The sequence below is a fragment of the Brevundimonas sp. Leaf168 genome (assembly GCF_001423685.1).
Taxonomy (GTDB): domain Bacteria; phylum Pseudomonadota; class Alphaproteobacteria; order Caulobacterales; family Caulobacteraceae; genus Brevundimonas; species Brevundimonas vesicularis_C.
In genome coordinates, this window is the sequence record NZ_LMOY01000009.1 from 323,185 (window position 1) to 348,196 (window position 25,012).

A 25,012-nucleotide genomic window follows, 5' to 3' on the forward strand; every position below is an offset into this window, starting at 1 on the left:
AGCGCGGCCTCGGCCCTCAAGCCAAGGCCTGCGCGCTCGGCTTTCGATCAGGCGCTGACCAGCAAGGACAGCTGTTTGGCGCCGAACTCGCGCCCGCCTTCCTCGATCTCGCGATCCAAGAGGCGGGTGGGGTAGTCGCCAGTGAAATAGTGGTCGGTGAACTGCGGGGCGGCGGCGTTGCGGCCGGTCTCTCCCATCGCGCGATACAGGCCGTCGATGGACAGGAAGCCCAGCGAATCGACCTCCAGCATGTCGCGCATCTCTTCCAGCGTCTTGTTGGCGGCCAGCAGCTGCGCGCGCTCGGGCATATCGATGCCGTAGAAGTCCGGGAACAGGATTTGCGGGCTGGCCGAGCGCAGGTGGACCTCGGTCGCGCCGGCGGCGCGCACGGCGCGGACCAGTTTCAGCGAGGTGGTGCCGCGCACGATGGAATCATCGATCAGCACGACGCGCTTGCCGGCCAGGGCCGACTTGTTGGGGCTGTGCTTCATGCGCACGCCCTTCTGCCGGGCGCCCTGGCTGGGCTGAATGAAGGTGCGGCCCAGATAGTGGCTGCGGATGATGCCCATTTCGTAGGGAATGCCGCTTTCCTGGGCGTAGCCTAGGGCGGCCGGAACGCCGGAATCGGGCACCGGCACGACGATGTCGGCCTCGACGCCCAGTTCGCGGGCGAGGCCGCGACCCATTTCCTTGCGGACCTCATAAACGGAGCGGCCGTTCACCACGGAATCCGGGCGCGAGAAATACACGTATTCGAACAGGCACGGACGCGCCGCGCGGGCGGGGAAGGGCTTGAGCGAGCGCAGGCCGCTGTCGTCGATCACGACGATCTCGCCATGTTCGACGTCACGCACGAAGGTGGCGCCCATCATGTCCAGGGCGCAGGTCTCGGAGGCCAAAACCCAGCCGTCGCCCAACTGGCCCAGCACCAGCGGGCGGATGCCCAGCGGGTCGCGCGCGCCGATCATCTTGGTGCGGGTCTGGGCCACCAGGGCGTAGCCGCCCTCAATCCGGGCCAGGGCGTCGGTGAAGCGATCGACGATCTTGGCTTTGCGGCTGCGCGCGATCAGGTGGAGGATGACTTCGGAATCCGAGGTCGACTGGAAGATGGCGCCTTCGCTAACCAGCTGGGCGTGCAGGAATTTGAAGTTGGTCAGGTTGCCGTTGTGGGCGATGGCGATGCCGCCCTGGTCCAGATCGGCGAACATCGGCTGGATGTTGCGCAGGAAGCTGCCGCCGGCGGTAGAGTAGCGGGTGTGGCCCACGGCCGCGCGGCCGGGCATCCGCGTCATCAGGTCGGCGCCGCCGAAGGCCTCGCCCACCAGGCCTTGGTGCCGTTCGGTGTAGAAGCGCTCGTCCTTGACGCTGGCGATGCCGCAGGCTTCCTGGCCGCGATGCTGAAGAGCGTGAAGACCCAGGGCGACGACGGAAGAGCCTTCGTCCTCGTCCGCGCCCCAGACGCCGCAGACGCCGCATTCCAGACGGAGCTGGTCATCCTCCGGCTCGCGCCAGTGCTCGCGGTGAACGACGGGATCGGCGATATGGTGGCGCATCGTGGGGCTCCGATGACCGGGGAAACTTAAGGGGCGGCTTCGCGGCGCGAGTTAGGCTCTGATTGCGTCGGGGGCAAGGCTTCGTCGTCCGAAAACCCCCGCCGTACGGACGAATCCACGACCGGCGTGATGGCGTCGGCGCCGCGTCCGATGCTGGGCAGGACGATCTGGATCATCCGCGCGCCCATGGCGCTGACCGGATAGAGGGCCGCCTTTCCGAGCCAGAGCGGCGTGCGCTCGCCCGGCAGGGCTGCGACGATGACCAGATGCACCGCGCCGATCAGGACCAGCGCACGAATGCCGCCGATGAACAGGCCGAAGATGCGGTCGATGACGCCGAGGTGCGGATGATCCTTGGCGCTCTTGGACATCATCGAGCCGACCAGGCGCAGGCCGAAATAGACGACGAAAAAGGTCAGGACGGCGGCCAGGATCGACCCGGCCCACTCGGGATCGACGAAGGCGCGCGTGACGCCGGCGGTCCAGGGCAGGGCGATCAGGGCGACCAGGGCCGCCAAGGTCGCGCTGAGCAGCGTAATGACCTCGCGCACCCCGCCGCGCACCCAGCCGGCGGCGACGGAAAACAGGATCACCACGATGGCGAAGACGTCGTATCCGGTCACGCGTGGGGGATCCTGCGGTTGCTACCAGGGTCTAATAGCGGTTCTGCGAGATTCGTTCGACCACATCCGTCAGGCGCGTGACGGATGTCACCTGCACCCCCTTGGTCTTGGCGGTCAAAGTCGGGCTGAGCACCTGATCAAAGCCCAGTTTTTGCGCCTCGCGCAGGCGGGCCTCGGCGCGGCCGACGCTGCGGACCTCGCCCGACAGGCCGATTTCGCCGAAGACGACGCAGCCCTGGGGCAGGGACACGCCGGTCGCCGAGCTGATCAGCGCCGCCGCCGCCGCGAGGTCCGCCGCCGGTTCGTTGATGCGCAAGCCGCCCGCGACATTCAGATAGACGTCCTGATCGCCGAAGCCGAAGCCGCAGCGGGCCTCCAGCACGGCCAGCACCATGGCCAGACGTCCCGTCTCCCAGCCGATCACGGCGCGGCGCGGGGTGCCGTAGGCGGACTTGGACACCAGGGCCTGCATCTCGACCAGGACGGGGCGCGAGCCCTCGATCCCGGCGAAGACGGCGGCGCCCGGTGCGCGCTCCTTGCCCTCGCCCAGGAAAAGGGCGGACGGGTTGGCGACCTCGCGCAGACCCGCGTCGCCCATTTCGAACACGCCGATCTCGTCGGTGGCGCCGAAGCGGTTCTTGCCGGCGCGCAGGATGCGGAACGGATAGCCGCGCTCGCCCTCGAAGGTCATGACGGCGTCGACAAGGTGTTCGACCACGCGAGGGCCGGCGACCTGGCCGTCCTTGGTGACGTGGCCGACAAGGACCACCGCGACGCCCTGCGACTTGGCCAGTCGCACCATTTCGCCGGCGCAGGCCCGGACCTGGGTGATCGAGCCGGGGCCGCTTTCATGGACGTCGGACCATAGGGTCTGGATCGAATCGACGATGACGATGTCGAACTGTTCGCGCTTCAGCGTGCCCAGGATGTCGCGCAGCGCCGTCGCGGCCGCCAGATTGACCGGCGCGTCGGCCAGGCCCATCCGCTTGGCGCGGGCACGGATCTGCTCGACGGCTTCTTCGCCCGAGATATAGGCCACGCGCGATCCGCGCAGCGCCGCCTTGGCTGCGACCTCCAGCAACAAGGTGGACTTGCCGACGCCGGGATCGCCGCTGAGCAGGATGGCCGAGCCGGGCACGACGCCGCCGCCGCAGACCCGGTCGAACTCGTCCACGCCCGTCGTGATGCGCGGCGGCTCTGGCGTGTCGGACTGAAGCGTTTCGAACTGGATGCCGCGCGTGCGGGCCAAAGCCGCCGCCGACGGCTTGATCGCGCCCGGCGGGGCCGAGCGGCTTTCCTCGCTAAGGGTGTTCCACTGGCCGCAGGAGCCGCACTGGCCCGACCACTTGCTGTGGACCGAGCCGCAGGACTGACAGACGTAGAGGGCGGAATCGCGAGCCATGGGCTTCCTTAGCAGATCGAACGGTCGCGTCGGACATGGCGTCGGCTCACGACAGTTTCGGTCGCAGGCGCAACCTTTGCCATACTGAAGGATTGAGAATGTGTCGCACACCCTTGCTTCTTGAAGCGACGCAACGTCAACATCCGCCCATCTTCTCTCGCCGAGGCCTGTCATGACCGATCCGACGACCCACTCCCAACCCGCTGTCGATCCGGCCCTGGTCGCGCGGGTCAAGGGCATACTGCTGCAACCCAAGTCTGAATGGCTCAAGATCGACGGCGAGTTCGCCACGACCAAAAGCCTGTTCACCCGCTATGCGATGATCCTGGCGGCGATCGGCCCGGTCTGTTCGCTGCTCGGCGGTCAGTTGATGCCGATCATGGGCGTGAAGCTGTCGATCGTGGGCGCGATCGTCGTGGCGCTCGTCAGCTACGGCATGTCCTTGCTGGGGGTCTTCCTGCTGGGACTGATCATCAATGCGCTGGCGCCGAACTTCGGCGGTACGGCCAATAAGGTTCAGGCCATGAAGCTGGCCGTCTATTCCTGGACCGCCGCCTGGCTGGCGGGCGTCTTCGGCCTGATCCCGATGCTGGGCATCCTGGCCATCCTGGGCCTCTACAGCTTCTATCTGCTGTTCGTCGGCCTGCCGATCCTGATGAAGGTGCCGGAAGACAAGAAGGTCGGCTATTTCATCGTGACGGTGATCGCCGGCGTCGTGATGTATTTCATCATCTCGGCGATCGTCGGAGCCATTTCGATGAGCTTCGTCGCCGCGTCGGTCGGCATGGCCGGGCTCGCGGGAATGGGCGCCGGCTACTGAGAATAGACGCGCGGCACGCGGGGGGTGATCGAGGTCAGCAGCTCGTAGCTGATGGTCCCCGCAGCGGCCGCGGCGTCGTCCAACAGGCGGTTCGGGCCGAATAGTTCGACCGGATCGCCAACCGCGACATCCAGGCCGGTGATGTCCACCGCGCAGACATCCATCGAGACCCGACCCAGCAGCGGGCGGGTATCGTTGGCGATCCAGACGGCACCCTTGGGCGAATAGGACCGCAGCAATCCATCCGCATAGCCGGCCGCCACGGTGGCGACCTTGATCGGGCGTTCGGCGATGTAGCCGCGCGAATAGCCGACGCTCTCGCCCGCCGGCACGTCGCGGACCTGGAGCACCTCGGCCGTCAGGGTCGCCACGGGTGAGATACGGGGATCGGGACGCCCCTCTGGCCCGCCGCCGTAAAGACAGATGCCGGGCCGCACCGTGTCGAAGGCGAAGTCCGGGCCTAGGAAACAGCCGCTAGAATTGGCGAACGATCGGATCACGCCCGGATAGCGATCCAGAACGCCCGCGAAGGCGTCACGCTGGCGCCGGTTCATTGGATCGGCCGGTTCGTCGGCGCAGGCGAGGTGGGTCAGGACCAGGGCTAGGCCGTCGAACGCCTCGGGCGCGTCCTCGGGCCGAATACCCAACCGGTTCATGCCAGTGTCGATCTGCAGGCCGCAGATCCCGCCGCCCGCCGCCCTCCAGGCCTGGATCTGCGCCGGATGGTTCAGCACGGGCCGTAGGTCCGACGCCTTGAGCATCGCCGCATCGTCGCCGTGACAGCCGTCGAGCACATAGATGACGGGACCGTCGGCGCCCAAGGCCGCCCGCAGCCGCACGCCCTCCGCCGCCCGCGCGACGAAGAAGGTCCTCGCGCCCTCGGCCATCAGCCGACTCGCCACGGCCTGCGCCCCCAATCCATAGCCGTCCGCCTTGACCACCGGATGCACCGCCTGGCCGCTGACGGCCTCCAGCGTGTGATAGTTGCGCGCCAGGGCGTTCAGATCGACGGAGAGGACGGCGGGGGTCGATGCGGTCATGGCGTCCTTATGCGCCAACATCACACCGATGGAAGAGGCTACTCGTAGCTGACCTCTTCATAGCCGTGCGCCAGGTTGCCGAAGCGGACGGTGTCGGCGTCGAAGGCCAGTTTGACGATGCCGATGGGGCCGTGGCGCTGCTTGCCGATGACGACCTCGGCCTGGCCTTGCAGGCGGTCCATGTCCTGCTGCCATTGCAGGTGTTCCTCGGTCCCCTCACGAGGCTCGGCCCGGCCCAGGTAGTAGCTTTCGCGATAGACGAACATCACGCAGTCGGCGTCCTGCTCGATCGAGCCGGATTCACGAAGGTCCGACAGTTGCGGGCGTTTGTCGTCGCGCTGCTCGACCTGACGCGACAGCTGCGACAGGGCGATGATCGGCACCGACAGTTCCTTTGCAAGGGCCTTCAGTCCGCCGGTGATTTCGGACACCTCCTGCACGCGGTTCTTTTGGCCCCCGCTGTTGCCGGTCGTGACCAGTTGCAGATAGTCGACGATGATAAGGTCCAGCCCATGTTCCATGCGCTTCAGGCGGCGCGCGCGGGCCGCCAGCTTGGAGATGGACAGGCCGCCGGTGGCGTCGATGTAGAGGGGGCTTTCGCCAATCTCGACCGCCGCGTCGCGCAACTTGCCGAAGTCGGCGGCGTCGATCTCGCCCTTGCGCAGCTTGTCCGACGACACGCCTGACGCATCGGCCAGAATACGCATCGCCAGCTGCTCAGCGCTCATTTCCAGCGAATAGAAGGCGACGACGCCGCCGTTGACCGTCTTGCGGCCTTCCGGTGTCGGCTCCCACTGATAGGCGCGCGCCACGTTGAAGGCCATGTTGGTCGCCAGCGCTGTCTTGCCCATCGACGGACGGCCGGCGAGGATCAACAGGTCGGACGGGTGCAGGCCGCCTAGTTTGCGGTCCAGATCGTTCAGGCCGGTGGCGAGGCCGGCCAGCTTGCCCTCGCGCTGATACGCTTCGGCCGCCATCTGAACGGCGCCGGACAAGGCGTTGGAGAAGCTGACGAAACCGGAAGAGGGCTTGCCCGTCTCGGCCAGCGAATACAGGGTCTGTTCGGCCTGTTCGATCTGCTCGTCGGCGGGCGTCTCCGGATTGGGCGCCTCCTTAATCATGTCGCCGCCGATGCGGATCAAGTCGCGGCGCAGCGCCAGGTCATAGACGACGCGGGCGTAGTCTGGGGCGTTAGCGGCGGGCGGCGCGCGGTCGACCAGGTCGGCGAGATAGCGCAGGCCGCCAAACTCCTGGAACGCCGGATCCTGCTTGAACCGTTCCATCAGAATGGTGGGCTCGGCCAGCAAGCCCTGGCGGATATGGTCCTCGATCGCGTCGAACAGCCGCTGGTGGAAGGGTTCGTAGAAGTGCGAGCCGCGCAGCCGGTCGTTCAACCGCTCGAACACGGCGTTGTCGAACATCAGCGAGCCCAGCAGCGCCTGCTCGGCCTCCAGATTGTGCGGCATCGAAGTGACGCCGCCGGAGTCCAGCGGAGACGACGAGAAGGGCATGGGGGCGAAGGCGTTCATCGATTAACGCTTTAGCCCTCTCACGCCCCTGCGTCAGACGCGGACGCCGCCTGGACCGTGGACAGATCGCGCCGCCTTGGGGACGAACCGGAATTCCTCAATCGGCGCGCGTCAGGCGGCTGACACAAGACTGGTCAGCGCAAAGCTCCAGAAGACCCACTTCAGCCCGACGGCTTGAATGCCCGCACGAAGCAGGGATCGCCGCCGATCCAGCAGATAGGCCGTCGTCACGACGATCCAGATCCAAGCTGATGTCGCCAGTCCCAGCCAGCCGTTGTCCCAATGGATGCCGACGATATAGGCGCCGCCGCCGAGGGCCAGGCCGGGCCAGACTGACTTGAAGAACCGCCTAGAAAGTTCGGCCGGAAGCAGCGTGAAGACGGCCGCCTCAACAGCCATCAGGGCTAACCCAATCGCCGCCAGGACGAGCGGGGAAAGGCGATCCAGTGCGTCAGGAACGACGCCGTCGCCCGGAGCCAATAGGCCAAGCCCGACAACCCCGCAGATCAACAGCAGGCTGCCGCCTGCGAATATCGCAAATGAGCGGCCGATGCCCGATGGGGTCAGATCATCGGCGATCAGGCGCACGGATAGTCGTGCGCCATCCATTCGCGGACGGCCTGGGTCACGCTGATGTTGCGACGGCTTTGAGGGACGGCGTTGAAACGGCTCAGGATGGCGTTCGGTGAAAAGCCGACCTTGTCCGGCATGCAGGTCGCGGGCTGACGGCCGGCCGCCTTGGCCTGGGTCTGTTCGGCGCGCACGGCGCGAACGGCGGTTCGGAACTCGGCCATCAGGCGACGGGTGTCCGAGCGCAGCAGGGCAGTGGGATTCTGAGGAATGGCGTTGGCGGTTGTCAGGAACTCCTGAACCGTCATGGCGTTGGCCGCGCCGGCGAAAAGCGACAGCGCCAGGACGCCGGCTGCGATTGATCTGGTCTTCATCTGGTCCCCTCCATAGCCCCCTCTGGCAGCGCGCAGATTGAACGGCGATATGTGTCGCAACTGGGGCGAAGCCGAACGGTCAAGCTGAAGGTTTCGTAATGCAAACAAGGAAAAGGGCGCTCCGCAGAGCGCCCTTGCCTGGCCTTCGATCAGCCCGACCTCACCATTTCAGGCTGAGGCGCGCATAGCCGTAGCGACCGTTGAAACCGAAGGGCGAATAGTAGGGGAAGCCCAGAACGCCGTTGGAGTTCAGCGACGCCGGGACGAAGTCCGGATATTCGTCGAACACATTGTCCAAGCCGATCGCCACGCCCACGCGTTCGGTCAGCTGGAACCGGCCTTCCAGATCCACGACCGTCTTGGCCCCGGTGCTGTAGTCATTCGCCGCCGTCGAGCCGGGTTGCAGCACGTCGCCATAGTAGGTGGCGCGAACCGTTGCGCCCCACTTGTCCCGGCTCCAGTCCGCCGACGCCGAGACCTTTGTATCGGGCGTGCCGTCTTCGATGGTCAGGATGCGTTGGCGGGCGAACAGGGTCGGCACCGGGTTCAGCACCGAGGAAGACGTCGGCACGCGGTTGACCGACACATCGTTGAAGTTGGCCGCAATGGTGAAATCGAAATCGCCGAGCGTATCGGTCGGCAGGCGATACCGTCCGACGATGTCCACGCCTTCGGTCGATGTCGAGACGCCGTTCAGGAAGAAGCGCGCGGCCTGGACGCCTTGCGGATCCAGCAGGCCGGCGACCTGACCCGAGAACGTCCGGTTGATCAGTTCGGACAGAACGATCTGATCGTCGATGTCGATCTTGTAGGCGTCAACCGTCAGGTCGAACCGGCCCAACCGCACCACCGCCCCTAGCGAATAGTTGGTCGAGGTCTCGGCCTTCAGCGGACGCGCGCCAAGGGCCGCTGCGACCGCGCTGGTGGCCGGGAAGGTGCCGGTCTCGACCACGGCGCCGTTCTGGATCACCGAGGCGGTGGAGGTGAAATACGACTGCTGCAAGGACGGCGCGCGGAAGGCGGTCGAGACCGAACCGCGCAGGGCGAAGTTGGGGGTGAAGTCATAGCGGGCCGACAGCTTGCCCGTCTGGGTGTCGCCGAAGTCGGAATAGTCCTCGAACCGCACGGCGCCCTCGACGCGCAGCTTGTCGGTCAGGGGAATTTCAACGTCGGCGTAGGCGGCGAAGTTGTCGCGATCGACATCCACGGCGTTCGAGGGCTGGAAGCCGACGAAGCCCTGGGCGCCGCCGGTCAGGGCCGTGTTGGCGCCTAAGGGGCCGCGGTTGTAGCTTTCAGGCTGGCCGGCCTCGATCTTGTAGTTTTCCCAGCGCTGCTCCAGGCCCCAGGCAAAGTTCAGCGGGCCGCCGGACAGACCGACTTCGAACTCACGGCTGAAGTCGGCGCCCAGCACCAGTTGATCGTAGATCAGGCTGCCGGAATCGAAGCTGGTCGGCGAAGTCGCGCCGTAGGTGGAGTTCAGCGAATCCTCGGTGCGGAAGTCCAAGGCGTTGCGGCCATAGGTCAGGCTGATGTCCGTATTCCAGCCCGCCAGTTCGCCGCGCAGGCCGCCGGCCAGCGAGGCGTCTTTCGAATTGATGGCGATTTTCGGCAGGAAGCCGTTCGGGTAGATCGAGGCGACATTGTTGACGTTGTCGGACAGGCGAGGGAAGGCGGCGCCTTCGCTGTCGCGGTCCTGATAGCCAGCCCAGCCATAGGCCTCCCAGCCGTTGCCCAGGCCCTTGCCGGCATTGGCGAAGACGGTCCACTGCTCCACGTCCGGGTCGCCGAAGCGGGCGGTGATCGCGCCGTTCGCCGCCGCGCGGGGGTCATAGTCCGAACGGTTGGTCGACTCGCGGTTCAGATACTCCGCCGACAGGGTCAGAAAGCCGTCGTCGCCCAACGAAAAGCCCTGCCAGGCCGAGGCCGTGACGGTGCCGCCGTCGGTCTCGTCGCGTTCACCGCGCGCGGTCTTCACGGTGGTGAAATACTGGCCGTAGGTCACGCTGGCGCCGCCGCCGCTGGAGGCCTCCTTCAGGCGCAGGTTCACCACACCGGCGATGGCGTCCGAGCCGTACTGGGCCGAGGCGCCGTCACGCAGTACCTCCACCCGGTCCAGAGCGCCGGTCGGAATGGTGTTCAAGTCGACGGCGGCCGACCCGCGCCCCACCACGCCGTTGACGTTGACCAGGGCCGACGCATGGCGACGGGTGCCGTTGACCAGCACTAGCGTCTGGTCCGGCGACAGGCCGCGCAAGGTGATCGGGCGGATCGAGTCCGAGCCATCGTTGGCTGACGGCCGCTGGAATGTCAGCGACGGCACGGCCTGGGCCAGGGCGGTAGCGAACTCCGTCGTGCCACGCGTCTGCAACGCCTCGGACGTCACGACATCGACGGGCGCCAGGGTGTCGAGGCGCGAGCGGTTCTGGACCCGCGTGCCGGTTACGACAATGTCGTCCACCTGCGCCGCGTCACCGGCGACGGGTTCGGCGTTCTGAGCAAAGGCCGGGGCGGCGGTCAGCAGGGCTAAGGTCGAGACGGTGGCGAGCAGGGCCGGTGCGGCGGCCCGTTGAGAAAGAGAGCGCATTGAGAGATTTCCTAAAGTCTTATTTTGGCGCGAGCGTGCATCGCCGCCGCTAACCGCGACGGGCTTTTTGTGTTCGGCTTGGATTGGGTATGGCGTGCGGTCTCAGCCGCGACATCGCGCGACGACGCGCCTAACAGCCACTAAATCTGACAATATCATTATCACCATCTCCGACCACAGGGCGGGGAGGCCCAGCGGTCATGGCGATATCAGGGCGAAGATGCGGCGGGTCAATCGCGCGCCGCCGCCATGTTTTCTGCCTCGGCCATATAGAAAAGCTATGGCCTGATAGCCCGTGCTGTCGCCTGATCGCCTCCTGCGCAGCAAAAAGGGCGCGTCCCTTGCGAGACGCGCCCTTGATGTCGTTGGGATCCGGTCGGATCAGGCTTCGTCGCCGAAGCCTTCTTGTTGACCGGCGCCGCCTTCGATCAGTTCCTGGGCCGATTGCTCGGCGGCCTGGCGCTCATCGTCGAACTGGCTGCGGATCACGTCCTCGCCCTTGGCTTGGCGCTCGGCCTCGTCCATCGAGCGGGCGATGTTGATCTTGACCGTGGCGCGGACCTCGGCGTGCAGGCGGACCGGCACTTCGTGGACGCCCAGGCTCTTGATCGCCGTGTTCAGGACGACCTGCGAGCGCTCGACCTTGCCGCCTTCGGCCTGGATGGCCTCGGCGACGTCGCGACCGGCGACCGAACCGTACAGGTGACCGGTTTCACCGGCCTGACGGATCATGACGTAGGTCTGGCCGTCGATCTTGTCGGCGACCTTCTGTGCGTCGGCCTTGTTCTTCTCGTTGCGCTGCTCGATGGCGGCGCGGTCGAGTTCGAACGCCTTCAGGTTGGCGGCGGTGGCCCGGCGGGCCTTGTCGCGCGGCAGAAGGAAATTACGGGCGAAGCCGTCCTTGACGGACACGACGTCGCCGATGGCGCCGAGATTCTCGACGCGTTCAAGCAGAACGACCTTCATCTCACTTCACCACGTAAGGCAGGAGGGCCAGATAGCGAGCGCGCTTGATGGCCTTGGCCAGTTCACGCTGCTTCTTCTGGGAGACGGCGGTGATGCGCGAAGGCACGATCTTGCCGCGTTCGGAGACGTAACGCTGCAGCAGCTTGACGTCCTTGTAGTCGATCTTCGGCGCATTGGCGCCCGAGAACGGGCAGACCTTGCGGCGACGATAGAAGGGGCGGCGGCCGGCGGCGCCGGAGCCCGCCGGTGCGCCCGGGGTCGGGGCGGTGGTATCGGTCATGTTCCGGGTTCCTTATTCGGCGTCGGCGGCGGCGTCGTCGCGCGGGGTGCGCTCGCGCTCACGCTCGCGTTCACGCTCGCGACGGGCCAGCAGCGGCGACAGTTCCAGGTCGAGTTCCTCGACACGAACGGTCAGCCAGCGCAGCACGTCTTCGTTGATCGACAGCTGACGCTCGACTTCGGCCATGGCGGCCGGAGGGGCGTCGACGGCCAGCAGCGAATAGTGAGCCTTGCGGTTCTTCTTCACGCGGTAGGTCAGGTTGCGCAGACCCCAGTATTCGATCTTGGCGACCGAGCCGCCACCGGCGACGATCAGATCCTTGATGGTGTCATTCAGCGCTTCGGCCTGTTGCGCCGAGATATCCTGGCGCGTCATGACCGTGTGCTCGTAAAGAGCCATGCGGTAGTCTCCCTTGTGGGCGTCGGCGCGGAAACGACCGGGTAAGTCGGTCTCCACGATGGCTCCTGGCGCGGCGGCCGGACCGAACGTCCAACCCTTTGGTGCTCCGCGACAGGACCGAAGCCCTGGAAAGGCGGGGCCTATAGGCGAAAAGGGGCGAGGAAGCAAGGATGGCGGCAGACGCTTGTGGCGCCCCTCGACCCCGCCTAAACCAGCCACATGCCGAAGCTGACGTCCGCGGTCGATCCGCAAAGCCAAAAATACAAGTCCCTACACGCACACAACAGCGCCCTGGTCGCCGAGTTGCGCAACCATGTGGCCAAGGCCGCGCGCGGCGGGTCCGACAAGTCGCGCGACCGTCACGTCGCTCGCGGCAAGCTGTTGCCGCGCGACCGCGTCGAGCGCCTGCTGGATCCCGGCTCGCCCTTCCTGGAGATCGGGCAACTGGCTGCGCATGACATGTATGACGGCGAGGCCCCGGCGGCGGGCGTCATCGCCGGCATTGGCCGGGTTTCGGGCCGCGAGGTCATGATCGTCTGCAACGACCCGACGGTGAAGGGCGGCGCCTACTTCCCCATGACGGTCAAGAAGCACCTGCGCGCCCAGGAAATCGCCGAGCAGAACCGTCTGCCGTGCGTCTATCTGGTGGATTCCGGCGGGGCCAATCTGCCGCACCAGGCCGAGGTGTTTCCCGACCGCGACCACTTCGGCCGCATCTTTTTCAACCAGGCCCGGATGAGCGCCAAGGGCATCGCCCAGATCGCTTGCGTCATGGGCTTGTCCACCGCCGGCGGGGCCTATGTGCCGGCCATGTCGGATGAGACGATCATCGTCAGAAATCAGGGGGCCATCTTCCTGGCCGGCCCGCCGCTGGTGAAGGCGGCGACCGGCGAGGTCATCTCGGCGGAGGAGCTGGGCGGGGCGGAGACCCACGGTCGTCGCTCGGGCGTGGTCGATCATGTCGCCGAGAACGATGAGCACGCGCTGGAGATCGTGCGCTCCATCGTCGCCAATCTGAACACGACCAAGGCCGTCGAGATGGATGTGCGCGAACCGCGCGCGCCGGCCTTCGACGCAGAGGAGCTGTACGGCCTGATCCCGGACGACGTCCGCGCCCCCTATGATGTGCGCGAGGTCATCGCCAGGCTGGTGGACGGGTCGGAGTTCGACGAGTTCAAGAGCCTGTACGGCTCGACCCTGGTGTGCGGGTTTGCGCGTATCTGGGGCTATCCGGTCGCCATCCTGGCCAATAACGGCGTCATCTTTTCCGAGAGCGCCCAAAAGGGCGCGCACTTCATCGAACTGGCCTGCAAGCGCAAGATTCCGCTGCTGTTCCTGCAAAACATCAGTGGCTTCATGGTCGGCGGCAAATACGAAGCGGGCGGCATCGCCAAGGACGGCGCCAAGCTGGTGACGGCCGTGGCCTCGGCCGAAGTGCCCAAGTTCACTGTCCTGATCGGCGGCAGTTTCGGCGCGGGGAACTATGGCATGTGCGGCCGGGCCTATTCGCCGCGCTTCCTGTTCACCTGGCCTAACAGCCGGATCGGGGTCATGGGCGGCGAGCAGGCCGCCAGCGTCTTGGCGACCGTGCACCGCGACGCCGAGACCTGGAGCGCGGACGACGCCGAAGCCTTCAAGGCGCCCATCCGCCAGAAGTATGAGGACGAGGGCAATCCCTATTACGCCACCGCCCGCCTGTGGGACGATGGCGTCATCGACCCGGCCCAGACTCGTGATGTGCTGGGCCTGGCCATCAGCGCTAGTCTGAACGCCCCGATCCCGGAGACGACGTTCGGCCTGTTCCGGATGTAACCTATTGGTCCGCGCCTCGTTGTGAGCGGACACGCAGTTTGGAGACCCCCATGGCCGATCAACCGACCGAAGCCGACCTCAACGCCCTGGACGTCACCGACGCCGAGGCGGCCGAGATCAACAGCATCGCCCAGCCGCTGGTGCCCGATGCCGCGCCGGACGCCAACGACGATCTGGTGCAGATCGATTCGACCACCGACGGCGTCGTCTTCGTGACCATCAACCGGCCGGCCAAGAAGAACGCATTCGACGCCGCGACTATTGCAGCCCTGCACGAGGCGTTCGAGACGCTGCACGGCGCGGACCGGGTGCGGGCCGTCTTCATTCGGGGGGCGGGCGGCACCTTCAGCGCCGGGGCCGATCTGAACTGGATGCGCGACGCCGCCGGCTGGTCCGAGAGCGACAACCGCGACGATGCCATGGGCCTGGCGAAAATGCTGAAGGCGCTGCACGACATTCCCGCCCTGACGGTGGCGGTGGTCGAGGGCAACGCCATGGGCGGCGGAGCGGGCATCGTCGCCGCCTGCGACATGGCCGTGGCGGTCGAGGGGGCGCGTTTCGCCTTCTCCGAGGTCAAGCTGGGTCTGATCCCGGCGACCATCGCCCCCTATGTGATCGAGGCCGTCGGCGCGCGCCGCGCCCGCCAGCTGTTCCTGACCGCCAACGCCTTCGACGCCGACTACGCCGCCCATGCCGGCCTGATCGACCTGGTCCTGCCCGAAGGATCGGTGGACGAGTTCATCTCGATGCTGAGCGACAGCCTGACCAACAATGCGCCGGGCGCGATGGGCGAGGCCAAGCGTCTGGTCAACGACATCGCCCACCACAAGATCGACAACGGTCTGATGGACGAAACCGCCAAACGCATCGCCCGCGCCCGCGTGTCGGACGAAGGCCGCGAGGGCGTCGCCGCCTTCCTGGAAAAGCGCAAGGCCAGCTGGACGGTCTGATCTTCTACTAACCGTCATTCCGGGGCGTCCGAAGGACGAACCCGGAACCCAGGCGGCTTGCACCAGCGAATGACGAGGTCGGCGTCTGAACCGTCCTCCTGGCTTCCGGGTTCTTTGCTACGCTCGGCCCCGGAATGACGGATGAGTTCGTTCAGGCGTAGTTGAAGCTGATCGAAATCCGGTCGGCCTTGGCCAGGTTGGTCGGCACTTCGTGGCGCAGCCAGCTTTCCCACATCAGAACCGTGCCTGCCTGAGGCTGTAGATAGACGAACGGCCGCTCGGCCTCGCTCGCGTCTTCCGTCACCGACGGGCGGGCCATCATGAAGGGCAGGCGGGGATCTTCCAGCTTCAGCGATGAGGCGCCGTCTGGCACGTCGATATATACGGTGCCCGACAGGAAGGCGTGCGGGTGGATGTGACCCGTATGGCCGCCCCCGGGTTTCAGGATGTTGACCCATAGATTGTCGAGGCGGGGTTTGCGCGCCAGGTCGAAGTTCAGAGCCTTGGCGTAGGCGACGGCGTGGCGATCCAGATGCCGCTTCAACTCGGCGAACTCCGGGAACCGCTGAGGCAGGTCGTTCAGCGATCCGTAGGAGGTGTAGCCGCGATAGGCGTTGGCCTTGCACCACCGGCGGCCGGCCTCATCCTCCTCGGCCATCATCCGGATGACGTCGATCAGCTGTGCGTTGAAGTCGGACCAGCCACGCCCTTCGGCGAGGGAGGCTTCATAGACCTGGGTGACGAAGAGGGGGCGCAGGGACATCGGAGGGGCTTAACGCCTGCCGCGTCGCGTGAGAAGGGTCGTGCTCTGCCTCTCGCCTGATGCGCACGATCCGGCTAAGACCGCTTCATGTTCAAGTCCGTCCTTGTCGCCAATCGCGGCGAAATCGCCTGCCGTGTCTTCCGCACCGCCAAGCGGATGGGGATTCGCACCATCGCCGTCTATTCCGAGGCGGACGCCAACGCCCTGCATGTGCGCGAAGCCGACGAGGCGGTGCTGATCGGTCCGGCGGCGGCGCGCGAATCCTATCTGGACGGCGGCAAGGTGCTGGCGGCGGCCAAGGCGACTGGCGCGGAAGCGATCCACCCCGGATATGGCTTCCTGAGCGAGAACGCCGACTTCGCCGAGGCCGTCGCGGCGGCGGGCCTGATCTGGATCGGGCCGGACCCGTCCTCGATTCGCGCCATGGGCCTGAAGGACGCGGCCAAGGAACTGATGATCCAGGCGGGCGTGCCGGTGACGCCGGGCTATCAGGGCGCCGATCAGTCGGAGGAAACCCTGACGGCCGAGGCGGCGCGGATCGGCTATCCGGTGCTGATCAAGGCGGTCGCGGGCGGCGGCGGCAAGGGTATGAAACGGGTCGATGATCCGGCCGATTTCGCCGCTGGTCTGGCCAGCGCCAAGCGCGAGGGGGCTGCGGCCTTCGGCGACGATCGGGTGCTGATCGAACGCTACATCACCCGCCCACGCCACATCGAGGTGCAGGTTTTCGGCGACAAGCACGGCGAGGTCGTCCACCTGTACGAACGCGACTGTTCGCTGCAACGCCGCCACCAGAAGGTGATCGAAGAGGCGCCCGCGCCGGGCATGAGCGAGGCCGTGCGCGCCGCCGTCACCGGGGCCGCGATCAAGGCGGCCCGGGCGGTCAACTATGTCGGGGCCGGGACCATCGAGTTCATCGCCGACGCCTCGGACGGGCTGAAGGCGGACGGCGTCTGGTTCATGGAGATGAACACCCGACTGCAGGTCGAGCATCCCGTGACCGAGAGCGTGACGGGCGTCGATCTGGTCGAATGGCAGTTCCGCGTCGCGGCGGGCGAGCGGATCCCCCTGAAGCAGGATCAGATCCAGCTGAACGGCTGGGCCATGGAGGCGCGGCTGTATGCCGAGGATCCGGCCAACGGCTTCCTGCCCTCCATTGGCAAGCTGGAGCATTTCGTCATGCCTGAAGGCATCCGCGTAGATACCGGCGTGGAGCAGGGCGGCGAGGTCAGCCAGTTCTATGATCCCATGATCGCCAAGCTGATCGTGCATGAGGACACGCGCGAGGAGGCGGCGGCGCGTCTGGCCGAGGCGGCCGGCGAGGTCGAGGTCTGGCCGGTCAAGGCCAACGCCGGCTTCCTGAAACGCTGCCTGGAGCACCCGCGCTTCGTCGCGGGCGATGTGGACACGGGCTTCATCGCGGCGGAGGAGGCGGCGTTGCAGCCGCAGCCGTCCGACGAAGCAACGCTGGCGGCCCTGACCCTGATTGCGGAAGCAGCGGCGGATGCGGTCGAGGCGCGTTCGGACCGGTTCAGCCCTTGGGGCGGCCAGCCGGGCCTGTCCTATGGCGTGCGCCTGAATGCGCCGGCGCAGACAACCGTCTGGGCCCATGTCGATGGTCAGGGCGTGTCCGCTGCGGTGACGCCGGTCGAAACGGGCTGGCGCGGTTCGCAGGGCGAACTGGCCCACGTCGGGTTCGATCAGGTCCAGGCCGGCGATCGCCTGTTCGGCTATCAGACGATCGACGACGGTTTCGTCCTGTTCGTCGATGGTGAGGCGCGTCGCGTCACGCCCTATCGCGCCGCCGTGGGGTCCGGCGCGGGCGCGGTGTCGGATGGTTCGCTGCGCGCGCCCATGCCGGGCAAGATCGTCGCGACGCCGGTCAAGGCCGGCGACGCCGTCACCAAGGGACAGCCGGTCGTGGTGCTGGAAGCCATGAAGATGGAACACGCCCTGACCGCGCCGTTCGACGGCGTGGTGGAAAGCGTCGCGTCTCTTGGCGATCAGGTCGTCGAGGCGGCCGTGTTGGCGGTGGTGAAGGCGAACTAAAGCCCCACGCCGCCGATGGGGCGGGTGAAGACGGTGTCGCCAAAGGTGGCTATCAGAGCCAAGGCGGGTCGCATGACGCCTGTCTCGCGGATGCTGGCCGACCAGGCGTCGTGCGTCGCCTTGCTCATCCACACCTCGGTGACCCACAGGGCGTCGGCATCCTTCGGATCTTGCGCCAGGACATAGCTGTGGCAGCCCGGTCGCTTCACATTGGGATCCAGCAGGCAGAGGCCCAGTTCGTCGCGGCGGCCGGCATGGGCCGTCAGGCGGGTAATCAATCCGTACATACTGGTCCTAAACGCGCTGGGCGAGCTGAGCGGCGCGCGATCATAGCTAGCCCCTTTAGATTAAGAATCTGGCCAATGCGCCTAAGGGGCACTACGTGGGCGCCATGCCGCTTCACATGATCAAGCTGGGCGTCGGGGTGCCGGACGTCGAATGGCTGGAGGCCCGCGCCGCCCGAGGCGGGGCGCTCGTCGTCCACACACGCATGACGCCGAAACGGGCGACCGAGATCGAGGACGGCGGCTCGCTTTATTGGGTGGTGAAGGGGACGATCGTCTGTCGCCAACCGGTGCTGGACATCACAACCTTGGGCGAGGGCAAGCAGAGCCGCTGTGAGATCACGCTCGAACCCAAGGTCATCCGCACCGCGCCCATGGCCCGGCGACCCTTCCAGGGCTGGCGATATTTCGAGCCCAAGGATGCGCCGGTCGATCTGACCGACCTCGACGCTGGCGAGGCTCCGGAAGAACTGGTGCGTCAGCTGCGCGAACTGGGCGCCTGGTAGGCCAAGCCCTCAAAGTTTTTGGGAGTTGACCCCGGCGAGTCGGCGTGGCCTGTGCCGCGTCCGATGATCGCGCTCAGCCCCCAGACCCGTACCGCCTTCCGCGACCTGCTGAACCTGGCATGGCCGGTGATCCTAGCGCGCATCGGCATCATGACCATGGGGCTGACCGACGCCATCGTGGTGGGCAACTATTCCAGCCAGGAACTGGCGTTCCATTCGCTGGCCTGGGCGCCGACGTCGATTGTGGTGACGACAGCAGTGGGCCTGATGCTGGGCGTTCAGGTGATGACGGCGCGGATGCTGGGCGAGGGGCGTCGGCACGCTGTCGGCTCAGTGCTGCGTCGCGGCCTGACCTATTCGTTGCAGATCGGCGTGGTGTCGATGATCGCCCTGATCGCCATTGGCCCGTGGGGACTGGGCAAGCTGGGGCTGGAGGATGGTCTGGCGGAGGGCGCCGGGCCTGCCCTGGTCGTCTTCGCCCTGTCCATGCCCTTCTATCTGATTTCGGTGACGGGCCAGTTCTTCCTGGAGGCTCTGGGCCGGCCCAAGCCCGGCATGGTCGCCATGTGGGTGGCGAACGGGGTCAATCTGGTGCTGAACATCGTGCTGGTGCCGGACCTTCTGGGCTTCGGCTTCGACGGCGCCTTCGCCTCGGCTTGGGCGACGTTCGGGGCGCGGGCGGCGCTGGCGATCTTCCTGGTGATCTACATCCTGCGTTTGCCCGAGGCGCGGGCGCTGGGTATTTTCGACAAGCCCGAGCGCGATCCCAAGGCCGCGCGCGAACAGGTCAAGGTCGGCCTGGGCGCCGGGGCCTCCTATTTCATCGAGGTCGGCGCCTTTTCGGGCTTCACCTTTTTCGCCGGTCAGATCGGCACGGCGGAGACGGCGGCCTGGGCGGTGGTGCTCAACGTCTCGGCCATCGTCTTCATGCTGCCGATGGGGCTGTCGTCGGCGACGGCGGTGCTGGTGGGCCGCAGCTATGGCGCCGGCGACGGGCGAGGGGTGATGCGCGCCGGGCTGGTGGGGCTGGGCGTCGTGACGGCCCTGACATTGGTGGTCGCCCTGCTGGTCTGGCCCAGCGCCCATCTGATCGTCGGCGCCTATAATCGCGATCCGGTCCTGCTGGCCATCGCGGCGCCGGCCCTGGTGCTGGCGACGCTGTTCTTCGTGGCGGACGGCATTCAGGTCGTGGCGGCCCAGGCCAACCGCGCGGCAGGCGACGTCTGGTGGCCCACCATCATGCATTTCGCCGCCTACGGCGCGGTGATGATGCCGCTGGGTTGGGTTCTGGCGCACCAGATGGGCGTCAACGGCCTGGTCTGGGCCGTGGTGATCGCCAGCCTGGCGTCCTCGACCCTGCTGACCGGGCGTTTCATCCGTATTGCGCGCCGTCTGCCGCAAGGCGTTTGAGGAAACCGCGCCGCCGCTCTATATCCCTGCGCTTCCCCGAACTCCTGGACGATCATGGCCCGCATCCTCATCACCTCGGCGCTGCCCTACATCAACGGCATCAAGCACCTGGGGAATCTGGCGGGCTCGATGTTGCCGGCCGACGTCTGGGCGCGGTTCAAGCGGGCCCAGGGTCATGAGGTGCTCTATATCTGCGCTACGGACGAGCATGGCACCCCGGCCGAGCTGGCCGCCGCCGCGGCCGGCCAGGATGTGCGGACCTATTGCGACGAGCAGCACGAGATCCAGAAGGCCGCCGGTCAGGCGTTCGGCCTCAGCTACGACTGGTTCGGCCGGTCGTCGAACCCGCAGAACCATCGCCTGACCCAGCATTTCGCCGAGGCGCTGGAGAAGAACGGCCTGATCGAGGAGCGGGTGGATCGGATGATCTATTCAATCGACGACGCCCGCTTCCTGCCCGACCGCTATGTCGAGGGAACCTGCCCGCACTGCGGCCATGTCGGCGCGCGTGGCGATCAGTGCGACAACTGCGGACGCCTGCTGGATCCGACCGACCTGATTGACCCCTATTCGTCGGTGTCGGGCTCCAAGAATCTGGAGGTGCGCGATACGCGTCACCTTTATCTGCTCCAGACCAAGATCGAGCCCGAAATCCGCGCCTGGGTCGACGGCAAGACCGGCTGGCAACAGCTGGCCAAGTCCATCGCCTACAAACATCTGGACGAGGGGCTGATCGACCGGGGCATCACCCGCGACCTGGCCTGGGGCGTGCCGGTGACGAAGGACGGCTTCCCGCGTCCCGGAATGGAGGACAAGGTCTTCTATGTCTGGTTCGACGCCCCCATCGAATACATCGCCGCGACCGAGGAATGGGCCGAGGCGACGGGCGATTCGTGGCGTGACTGGTGGCGTCTGGACGAGGGCGCTGAAGACGTTCGCTATGTCCAGTTCATGGGCAAGGACAACGTCGCCTTCCACACCGTCAGCTTCCCCGCGACCATCATCGGCTCGGGCGAACCGTGGAAGACGGTGGATCAGTTGAAGGCCTTCAACTGGCTGAACTGGTACGGGGGCAAGTTCTCCACCAGCCAGAAGCGCGGCGTCTTTATGGATCAGGCGCTGGAGCTGCTGCCGGCCGATTACTGGCGCTGGCGCCTGACGGCCTATGGGCCGGAGCACGCGGATTCGGCCTTCACCTGGGAGGACTTCCAGGCCTCGACCAACAAGGACCTGGCCGATGTGCTGGGCAATTTCGTCAACCGCATCGTCAAGTTCGCGGAATCCAAGTTCGACGGCGTGGTGCCCGAAGGCGGCGAGGCCGGACCGGTCGAAATGCAGCTGGAGGCCGATATCAAGGCAGCCGTCGCCGAGGCGACCGAACAGTTGGAAGCGATGGAGTTCAGAAAGGCCGCCGTCGCCATCCGCGCCGCCTGGGTGCTGGGCAACGAGTATCTGCAGGTCGCGGCGCCCTGGACGGCGCTGAAGACCGATCGCGACCGCGCGGCGGTGGGGGTGCGCACGGGTCTGAATCTCGTCGCCTTGTTCGCGCGTCTGGCCGCGCCGATCCTGCCCTTCACCGCGCCCAAGATCGCGGCGTCGGTTGGAGTGGACGACTTGAGCTGGCCTGGCGCCGACGAGGATCTGCTGAATCGTCTGCCGGTCGGCGGCAAGGTCGAGGCTCAGGGCGTCTTGTTCGCCAAGATCGAGGACGCCCAGGTCGCGGAATGGTCCGAACGCTTCGGCGGCGCGGACGCCTGATCCGAAGGGGATAAGCGATGACGCCGACCCTGACGTCCCTGACCGACGAAGCGCGCGCCGCCATTCGTGAGCGGTTGGCGCGCACCGGGCGGGCGCAGATCGACCGCGTCCTGGCCCCCACGGACGCGCAGGCGCTCTACGACGCGGCGACGCGCGTCGATTACAATGTCGTGACGCGACGCGGGACCGGCCATGTCGATCTGCCCGCCGCCTGGCTGGCATCCCTGACGCCGGATCAGAAACAGGCGCTGGGTCAGGCGGTGCAGGTCTCGGCCCAGACCGACTTCCAGTATCTGTACGACAATCACCCGATCTACGATCTGGTCCAGGCGGGGCAGGCGGCGCCGGTGTGGGCCGATCTGTTGGCCTTCCTGAACGGCGAGGCCTTCCTGGGTCTGATGCGGGACGTGACGGGAGAGCCGCGGCTCGCCCTGGCCGATGCGCAGCTGACCCGTTATCGCGCCGGTCATTTTTTGACCGAGCATGACGATCACGCCGAGGGTAAGAATCGCTTCTTCGCCTATGTGCTGAACCTGACCCCAGCTTGGCGAATCGAGTGGGGCGGCCTTCTGGCTTTCCATGGCGCCGACGGCAATGTGGCGGAGGCCTTTACGCCGCGCTTCAACACCCTGAACCTGCTGAAGGTGCCGACGCCCCATTCGGTGACGCAGGTCGCCCTGTCGGCGGCGGCGGACCGGATTTCGGTCACCGGCTGGCTGCGCGGTCGCTGATCAGTCCTGCTCGGCGAACACGACCGGAAGCCCCGCCGCATTCCAGGCCTGGATGCCGCCGGTCAGGTTGAACAGCGGCTGGCCCTCGGGACCGGTCGGCCCGACGAAGGCGCAGACCTGGTGGCTGCGGCCGCCCTTCAGGCATTGAACGATGATCTTCTTGTCGGCCGGAAGGTCCAGCGCCTCCCAGGCGGCGGGCATCTGGCTGAGCGGGGCCAGGATCGCGCCGTCGATGCGGGCGGCGGCGAACTCGTCCGGCTCGCGCACATCGATCAGCACCGCTTCGCCCGCCTGCAGCCAGGCGGCGGCCTCTTCGACTGTGACGGTGGCGACGGTCATGGCGCGACCGTCGGTTGGGCGGGCGCCGGCGTCGGGCTGTCCTCGGTGCGCTTCTGGCCCAGATGTTTCGCCGCTTCCTCGGGACCGATCTCAAGGAAGGCGGGGGCCGAGGCGTTGAATTCGTCCATATGGCCGGTCCGAACCACCACTTGACGGGCGCCGTCCCAGATCATGTGCAGGGCGACATAAAGGACGACGACCAGACCGATATAGCCGATCCAGCTGAAGCGGTGCAGAAGCTTGGCGATATATGTGGCGGCGACGCCCATCAGGGCGATCGACAGAACCAGGCCGAAGACCATGATCCAGGGGTGTTCGTGCGCGGCGCCGGCGACGGCCAGCACATTGTCCAGCGACATGGTGATGTCGGCGACCATGATCTGAAGCAGGGCGGCGCCGAAGCTCTTGCGCTTCAGGCCCAGTTCCTCGGGCGACGGTCCAGAGCCGTGCTCGATGCTCATGGCCAGTTCGAGTTCCTTTTCGGCCTCGGCCTGGTCGTGCGTCGCCTGCTCGCGCAGTTCGCGCCACATCTTCCAGCACACCCACAGCAGCAGCAGGCCGCCGGCCAGCAACAGGCCGACCAGAGCCAGAAGCTGCACAGTGATCAGCGCAAAGCCGATTCGCATGACGACGGCGGCGGCCAGGCCGATCAGAATGGCCTTCTTGCGCTGGTCCTGGGGCAGGGCGGCGGCGGCCAGGCCCACGGCGACGGCGTTGTCGCCGGCCAGGACGAGATCCATCAGCAGGACCTGGCCCAGGGCCGTGGCCTGGCTGGCGAGTTCGGGAGACGAAAGGAATTCCATTTCCGCTCCTTAGCCTCGGTGCGGCGTTCTGTCAGCCGCGTTGCGCGCGCGCCGCTTCATAAAGCGCAACCGCCGCAGCATTGGAGACGTTCAGGCTCTCGAATCCGCCCGGCATGGGGATCTTGGCCAGGACGTCGCAGTGTTCGGCGACCAGACGACGGATGCCGTCGCCTTCGGACCCCATGACCAGAACGGTCGGCTGATGATCCAGCGCTTCTTCCAGCGTCTGTTCGCCCGTTCCGTCCAGCCCGACGGCGCGCCAGCCCAGATCGGCCAGCCGCTCCAGCGCACGGGACAGATTCGTGACGCGCGCATGAGGGAGGCGTTCGGTGGCGCCGACGGCCGCCTTGGCCAAGGCGCCGGCGAGGGCCGGAGCGTGACGGTCCTGAACGATGATTCCCCGTGCGCCGAACGCCAGGGCAGAGCGGAAGATGGCGCCGACGTTCTGGGGGTCGGTCAGCTGATCCAGCATGACGATGACGCCCTCAGCCGGATCGGCCAGCTCTTCCAGCGACACGCCTTCCAGCGGCTGGACCTTGAAGGCCAGCCCCTGATGCACGGCGCCGGGGGGCAGCATCCGGGTCAGGGCCTGGATATCGACCACCTCGATCTTATGGCCGTTTGCGAGAGCATTGTTCTCGATCTCGGCGGCGCGCTCGGCCGTGGCCAGCAGACGACCCATGCCGCGACGGGCGGGATTCGCCAGAGCGGCCAAAACCGGATGTCGGCCCCACAGAAAATTATCGGCGTCCGACTTGCTCCGATCGGGCGAACGGGGCTGGCGAGGAGTTTCCTCGCGCCGGCCAAACCCTTGCGCAGCGGGCTTCTGGCCCTTGTCGCGGGGGCCATCGGGACGGTTTCCGAAGACCGGTTTTTTACCGCTTTTACGGTCGTTGCGTTCTGATTTCGACGACACTATAAGACGCCCTCCGATTTGGAGCCCCAAGGGCTTTCGGGTCTGGGCGCCCCCTCTATCCTAGAGGAGGCGACAAGCCGAAGGCTTTTGTTTCGTCCCGCTTCTTTATGGGCGGAAACGAGGGGTCCGACGGTTCGACAAGGCGCGCTGGGGGAATGTCCCGAGTGGCAAAGGGGGGGGACTGTAAATCCCCTGCGTAAGCTTCGAAGGTTCGAGTCCTTCTTCCCCCACCACGCGCCTTGACGGATACGACGGATCAGGACGACGGAGAGGAACCGGCTGCGGCGTTCCGAAAGAACTTCCGCAGTCTCCGCGCGGGTATAGCACAATGGTAGTGCAGCAGCCTTCCAAGCTGAGGATGTCGGTTCGATCCCGTCTACCCGCTCCAGGTTTTTAAAAAGATCAGCATCGCGCCCCTCCGCTGACGGACCCGGGCCATCAGGAGTTTGGCCATGGCCAAGGAAAAGTTCGAACGGACGAAGCCGCACTGCAACATCGGCACGATTGGTCACGTTGACCACGGCAAGACGACGTTGACGGCTGCGATCACG

The 25,012-nt window shown here is 66.4% G+C and carries 25 protein-coding genes and 2 tRNA genes; 11 read left to right on the top strand and 16 right to left on the bottom strand.

Features of this window, described 5'->3' with window-relative positions; all coding sequences use genetic code 11:
* Positions 1-47: 47 nt before the first annotated feature.
* Genes purF through radA form a run of 3 tightly spaced genes read right to left on the bottom strand, consistent with a single transcriptional unit; the run spans position 48 to position 3,578 of the window.
* Positions 48-1,553 (bottom strand): amidophosphoribosyltransferase, encoded by a 1,506-nt coding sequence (purF, locus tag ASF81_RS10595; RefSeq protein WP_045810557.1) that lies wholly within the window; start codon positions 1,551-1,553, stop codon positions 48-50.
* Positions 1,554-1,579: 26 nt separating this feature from the next.
* Positions 1,580-2,176 carry a CvpA family protein gene (locus ASF81_RS10600; RefSeq protein WP_055808402.1) on the bottom strand — a complete coding sequence of 199 codons (597 nt, stop codon included), beginning with the start codon at positions 2,174-2,176 and terminating at the stop codon, positions 1,580-1,582.
* A gap of 31 nt (positions 2,177-2,207) precedes the next feature.
* A complete protein-coding gene (gene radA, locus ASF81_RS10605; RefSeq protein WP_055808404.1) occupies positions 2,208-3,578 on the bottom strand; it encodes a DNA repair protein RadA in 1,371 nt (456 codons plus the stop codon).
* Positions 3,579-3,750: 172 nt separating this feature from the next.
* Between radA and ASF81_RS10610 the strand changes: the two genes are divergently transcribed.
* Positions 3,751-4,398, top strand: coding sequence for a Yip1 family protein (locus tag ASF81_RS10610; RefSeq protein WP_055808406.1), 648 nt, complete (start codon positions 3,751-3,753; stop codon positions 4,396-4,398).
* Here the strand turns inward: ASF81_RS10610 and alr are convergent.
* The 8 genes from alr to rpsF all read right to left on the bottom strand — a co-directional run bounded on the left by alr (position 4,392) and on the right by rpsF (position 12,140).
* A complete protein-coding gene (alr, locus tag ASF81_RS10615) occupies positions 4,392-5,438 on the bottom strand; it encodes an alanine racemase (RefSeq protein WP_055808503.1) in 1,047 nt (348 codons plus the stop codon). The two genes, ASF81_RS10610 and alr, sit on opposite strands and share 7 nt — an antisense overlap.
* Before the next feature lie 38 nt (positions 5,439-5,476).
* A complete protein-coding gene (locus tag ASF81_RS10620) occupies positions 5,477-6,967 on the bottom strand; it encodes a replicative DNA helicase (RefSeq protein ID WP_055808408.1) in 1,491 nt (496 codons plus the stop codon).
* 111 nt (positions 6,968-7,078) lie between these two features.
* Positions 7,079-7,555 (bottom strand): hypothetical protein, encoded by a 477-nt coding sequence (locus tag ASF81_RS10625; RefSeq protein WP_055808410.1) that lies wholly within the window; start codon positions 7,553-7,555, stop codon positions 7,079-7,081.
* Entirely contained in the window at positions 7,546-7,911 is a 366-nt protein-coding gene (locus tag ASF81_RS10630) for a hypothetical protein (RefSeq protein WP_055808412.1), read from the bottom strand. Before ASF81_RS10630 ends, ASF81_RS10625 begins: the two co-directional genes overlap by 10 nt.
* A 160-nt stretch (positions 7,912-8,071) precedes the next feature.
* Complete coding sequence (locus tag ASF81_RS10635) at positions 8,072-10,495, bottom strand: TonB-dependent siderophore receptor (RefSeq protein WP_055808415.1); 2,424 nt, start codon at positions 10,493-10,495, stop codon at positions 8,072-8,074.
* A 381-nt stretch (positions 10,496-10,876) separates the two neighbouring features.
* Entirely contained in the window at positions 10,877-11,461 is a 585-nt protein-coding gene (rplI, locus tag ASF81_RS10640; protein ID WP_055754943.1) for a 50S ribosomal protein L9, read from the bottom strand.
* 1 nt (position 11,462) lies between these two features.
* Entirely contained in the window at positions 11,463-11,741 is a 279-nt protein-coding gene (gene rpsR, locus ASF81_RS10645; RefSeq protein ID WP_008259463.1) for a 30S ribosomal protein S18, read from the bottom strand.
* A gap of 12 nt (positions 11,742-11,753) precedes the next feature.
* Positions 11,754-12,140 (bottom strand): 30S ribosomal protein S6, encoded by a 387-nt coding sequence (rpsF, locus tag ASF81_RS10650; RefSeq protein WP_026108635.1) that lies wholly within the window; start codon positions 12,138-12,140, stop codon positions 11,754-11,756.
* 219 nt (positions 12,141-12,359) lie between these two features.
* Between rpsF and ASF81_RS10655 the strand changes: the two genes are divergently transcribed.
* On the top strand, positions 12,360-13,952 hold the full coding sequence (locus ASF81_RS10655) for a carboxyl transferase domain-containing protein (RefSeq protein ID WP_055808417.1): 1,593 nt from the start codon (positions 12,360-12,362) through the stop codon (positions 13,950-13,952).
* Positions 13,953-14,002: 50 nt separating this feature from the next.
* A complete protein-coding gene (locus tag ASF81_RS10660) occupies positions 14,003-14,902 on the top strand; it encodes an enoyl-CoA hydratase-related protein (RefSeq protein WP_055808419.1) in 900 nt (299 codons plus the stop codon).
* A gap of 151 nt (positions 14,903-15,053) precedes the next feature.
* Here the strand turns inward: ASF81_RS10660 and ASF81_RS10665 are convergent, their stop codons facing one another.
* Positions 15,054-15,665, bottom strand: a complete 612-nt coding sequence (locus tag ASF81_RS10665) for a TIGR02466 family protein (protein WP_055808422.1) — start codon at positions 15,663-15,665, stop codon at positions 15,054-15,056.
* A gap of 87 nt (positions 15,666-15,752) precedes the next feature.
* On the opposite strand from ASF81_RS10665, the gene ASF81_RS10670 reads away from it, so the two are divergent.
* A complete protein-coding gene (locus ASF81_RS10670; RefSeq protein WP_055808425.1) occupies positions 15,753-17,714 on the top strand; it encodes a biotin carboxylase N-terminal domain-containing protein in 1,962 nt (653 codons plus the stop codon).
* Here ASF81_RS10670 and ASF81_RS10675 read toward each other — a convergent pair.
* Positions 17,711-18,001 carry an antibiotic biosynthesis monooxygenase family protein gene (locus tag ASF81_RS10675; protein WP_066625850.1) on the bottom strand — a complete coding sequence of 97 codons (291 nt, stop codon included), beginning with the start codon at positions 17,999-18,001 and terminating at the stop codon, positions 17,711-17,713. The two genes, ASF81_RS10670 and ASF81_RS10675, sit on opposite strands and share 4 nt — an antisense overlap.
* Positions 18,002-18,105: 104 nt before the next feature.
* On the opposite strand from ASF81_RS10675, the gene ASF81_RS10680 reads away from it, so the two are divergent.
* From ASF81_RS10680 to ASF81_RS10695, 4 genes are read left to right on the top strand one after another with little or no spacing between them, the layout of a single operon-like run.
* Positions 18,106-18,504: a DUF1489 family protein gene (locus tag ASF81_RS10680; protein WP_055755036.1), complete on the top strand. Its 399-nt coding sequence runs from the start codon at positions 18,106-18,108 to the stop codon at positions 18,502-18,504.
* Between the two features lie 51 nt (positions 18,505-18,555).
* Positions 18,556-19,914: an MATE family efflux transporter gene (locus ASF81_RS10685; RefSeq protein WP_235559313.1), complete on the top strand. Its 1,359-nt coding sequence runs from the start codon at positions 18,556-18,558 to the stop codon at positions 19,912-19,914.
* A gap of 54 nt (positions 19,915-19,968) precedes the next feature.
* Positions 19,969-21,672, top strand: a complete 1,704-nt coding sequence (gene metG, locus ASF81_RS10690; RefSeq protein WP_055808427.1) for a methionine--tRNA ligase — start codon at positions 19,969-19,971, stop codon at positions 21,670-21,672.
* A gap of 17 nt (positions 21,673-21,689) precedes the next feature.
* Positions 21,690-22,403 (top strand): 2OG-Fe(II) oxygenase family protein, encoded by a 714-nt coding sequence (locus ASF81_RS10695; RefSeq protein ID WP_082503535.1) that lies wholly within the window; start codon positions 21,690-21,692, stop codon positions 22,401-22,403.
* Here ASF81_RS10695 and ASF81_RS10700 read toward each other — a convergent pair whose 3' ends face one another.
* From ASF81_RS10700 to rlmB, 3 genes are read right to left on the bottom strand one after another with little or no spacing between them, the layout of a single operon-like run.
* On the bottom strand, positions 22,404-22,742 hold the full coding sequence (locus ASF81_RS10700; protein ID WP_055808429.1) for a rhodanese-like domain-containing protein: 339 nt from the start codon (positions 22,740-22,742) through the stop codon (positions 22,404-22,406). It lies immediately after the preceding gene.
* Positions 22,739-23,545 carry a TerC family protein gene (locus ASF81_RS10705; RefSeq protein WP_055808431.1) on the bottom strand — a complete coding sequence of 269 codons (807 nt, stop codon included), beginning with the start codon at positions 23,543-23,545 and terminating at the stop codon, positions 22,739-22,741. The genes ASF81_RS10700 and ASF81_RS10705 overlap by 4 nt, the downstream gene beginning before the upstream one ends.
* 31 nt (positions 23,546-23,576) lie before the next feature.
* Positions 23,577-24,461 carry a 23S rRNA (guanosine(2251)-2'-O)-methyltransferase RlmB gene (gene rlmB / locus ASF81_RS10710; protein ID WP_082503536.1) on the bottom strand — a complete coding sequence of 295 codons (885 nt, stop codon included), beginning with the start codon at positions 24,459-24,461 and terminating at the stop codon, positions 23,577-23,579.
* A 149-nt stretch (positions 24,462-24,610) separates the two neighbouring features.
* Here rlmB and ASF81_RS10720 point away from each other — a divergent pair.
* The 3 genes from ASF81_RS10720 to ASF81_RS14880 form a co-directional block, all read left to right on the top strand.
* Positions 24,611-24,694 (top strand) — tRNA-Tyr (locus ASF81_RS10720).
* 81 nt (positions 24,695-24,775) lie between these two features.
* Positions 24,776-24,849 (top strand) — tRNA-Gly (locus tag ASF81_RS10725).
* Between the two features lie 64 nt (positions 24,850-24,913).
* On the top strand, positions 24,914-25,012 hold a 99-nt coding region (locus tag ASF81_RS14880), incomplete at its 3' end, for a GTP-binding protein (RefSeq protein ID WP_156356048.1).

Excerpts from the sequence above, each read along its gene's own strand:
- metG (WP_055808427.1), top strand. The coding sequence starts at position 19,969 with ATGGCCCGCATCCTCATCACCTCGGCGCTGCCCTACATCAACGGCATC.
- rpsR (WP_008259463.1), bottom strand. The coding sequence starts at position 11,741 with ATGACCGATACCACCGCCCCGACCCCGGGCGCACCGGCGGGCTCCGGC.
- ASF81_RS10635 (WP_055808415.1), bottom strand. The coding sequence starts at position 10,495 with ATGCGCTCTCTTTCTCAACGGGCCGCCGCACCGGCCCTGCTCGCCACC.
- ASF81_RS10680 (WP_055755036.1), top strand. The coding sequence starts at position 18,106 with ATGCCGCTTCACATGATCAAGCTGGGCGTCGGGGTGCCGGACGTCGAA.
- ASF81_RS10610 (WP_055808406.1), top strand. The coding sequence starts at position 3,751 with ATGACCGATCCGACGACCCACTCCCAACCCGCTGTCGATCCGGCCCTG.
- radA (WP_055808404.1), bottom strand. The coding sequence starts at position 3,578 with ATGGCTCGCGATTCCGCCCTCTACGTCTGTCAGTCCTGCGGCTCGGTC.
- ASF81_RS10630 (WP_055808412.1), bottom strand. The coding sequence starts at position 7,911 with ATGAAGACCAGATCAATCGCAGCCGGCGTCCTGGCGCTGTCGCTTTTC.
- rplI (WP_055754943.1), bottom strand. The coding sequence starts at position 11,461 with ATGAAGGTCGTTCTGCTTGAACGCGTCGAGAATCTCGGCGCCATCGGC.
- ASF81_RS10670 (WP_055808425.1), top strand. The coding sequence starts at position 15,753 with ATGTTCAAGTCCGTCCTTGTCGCCAATCGCGGCGAAATCGCCTGCCGT.
- ASF81_RS10655 (WP_055808417.1), top strand. The coding sequence starts at position 12,360 with ATGCCGAAGCTGACGTCCGCGGTCGATCCGCAAAGCCAAAAATACAAG.
- ASF81_RS10700 (WP_055808429.1), bottom strand. The coding sequence starts at position 22,742 with ATGACCGTCGCCACCGTCACAGTCGAAGAGGCCGCCGCCTGGCTGCAG.
- rpsF (WP_026108635.1), bottom strand. The coding sequence starts at position 12,140 with ATGGCTCTTTACGAGCACACGGTCATGACGCGCCAGGATATCTCGGCG.
- alr (WP_055808503.1), bottom strand. The coding sequence starts at position 5,438 with ATGACCGCATCGACCCCCGCCGTCCTCTCCGTCGATCTGAACGCCCTG.
- ASF81_RS10675 (WP_066625850.1), bottom strand. The coding sequence starts at position 18,001 with ATGTACGGATTGATTACCCGCCTGACGGCCCATGCCGGCCGCCGCGAC.
- ASF81_RS10665 (WP_055808422.1), bottom strand. The coding sequence starts at position 15,665 with ATGTCCCTGCGCCCCCTCTTCGTCACCCAGGTCTATGAAGCCTCCCTC.
- ASF81_RS10660 (WP_055808419.1), top strand. The coding sequence starts at position 14,003 with ATGGCCGATCAACCGACCGAAGCCGACCTCAACGCCCTGGACGTCACC.
- ASF81_RS10705 (WP_055808431.1), bottom strand. The coding sequence starts at position 23,545 with ATGGAATTCCTTTCGTCTCCCGAACTCGCCAGCCAGGCCACGGCCCTG.
- ASF81_RS10620 (WP_055808408.1), bottom strand. The coding sequence starts at position 6,967 with ATGAACGCCTTCGCCCCCATGCCCTTCTCGTCGTCTCCGCTGGACTCC.
- purF (WP_045810557.1), bottom strand. The coding sequence starts at position 1,553 with ATGCGCCACCATATCGCCGATCCCGTCGTTCACCGCGAGCACTGGCGC.
- ASF81_RS10695 (WP_082503535.1), top strand. The coding sequence starts at position 21,690 with ATGACGCCGACCCTGACGTCCCTGACCGACGAAGCGCGCGCCGCCATT.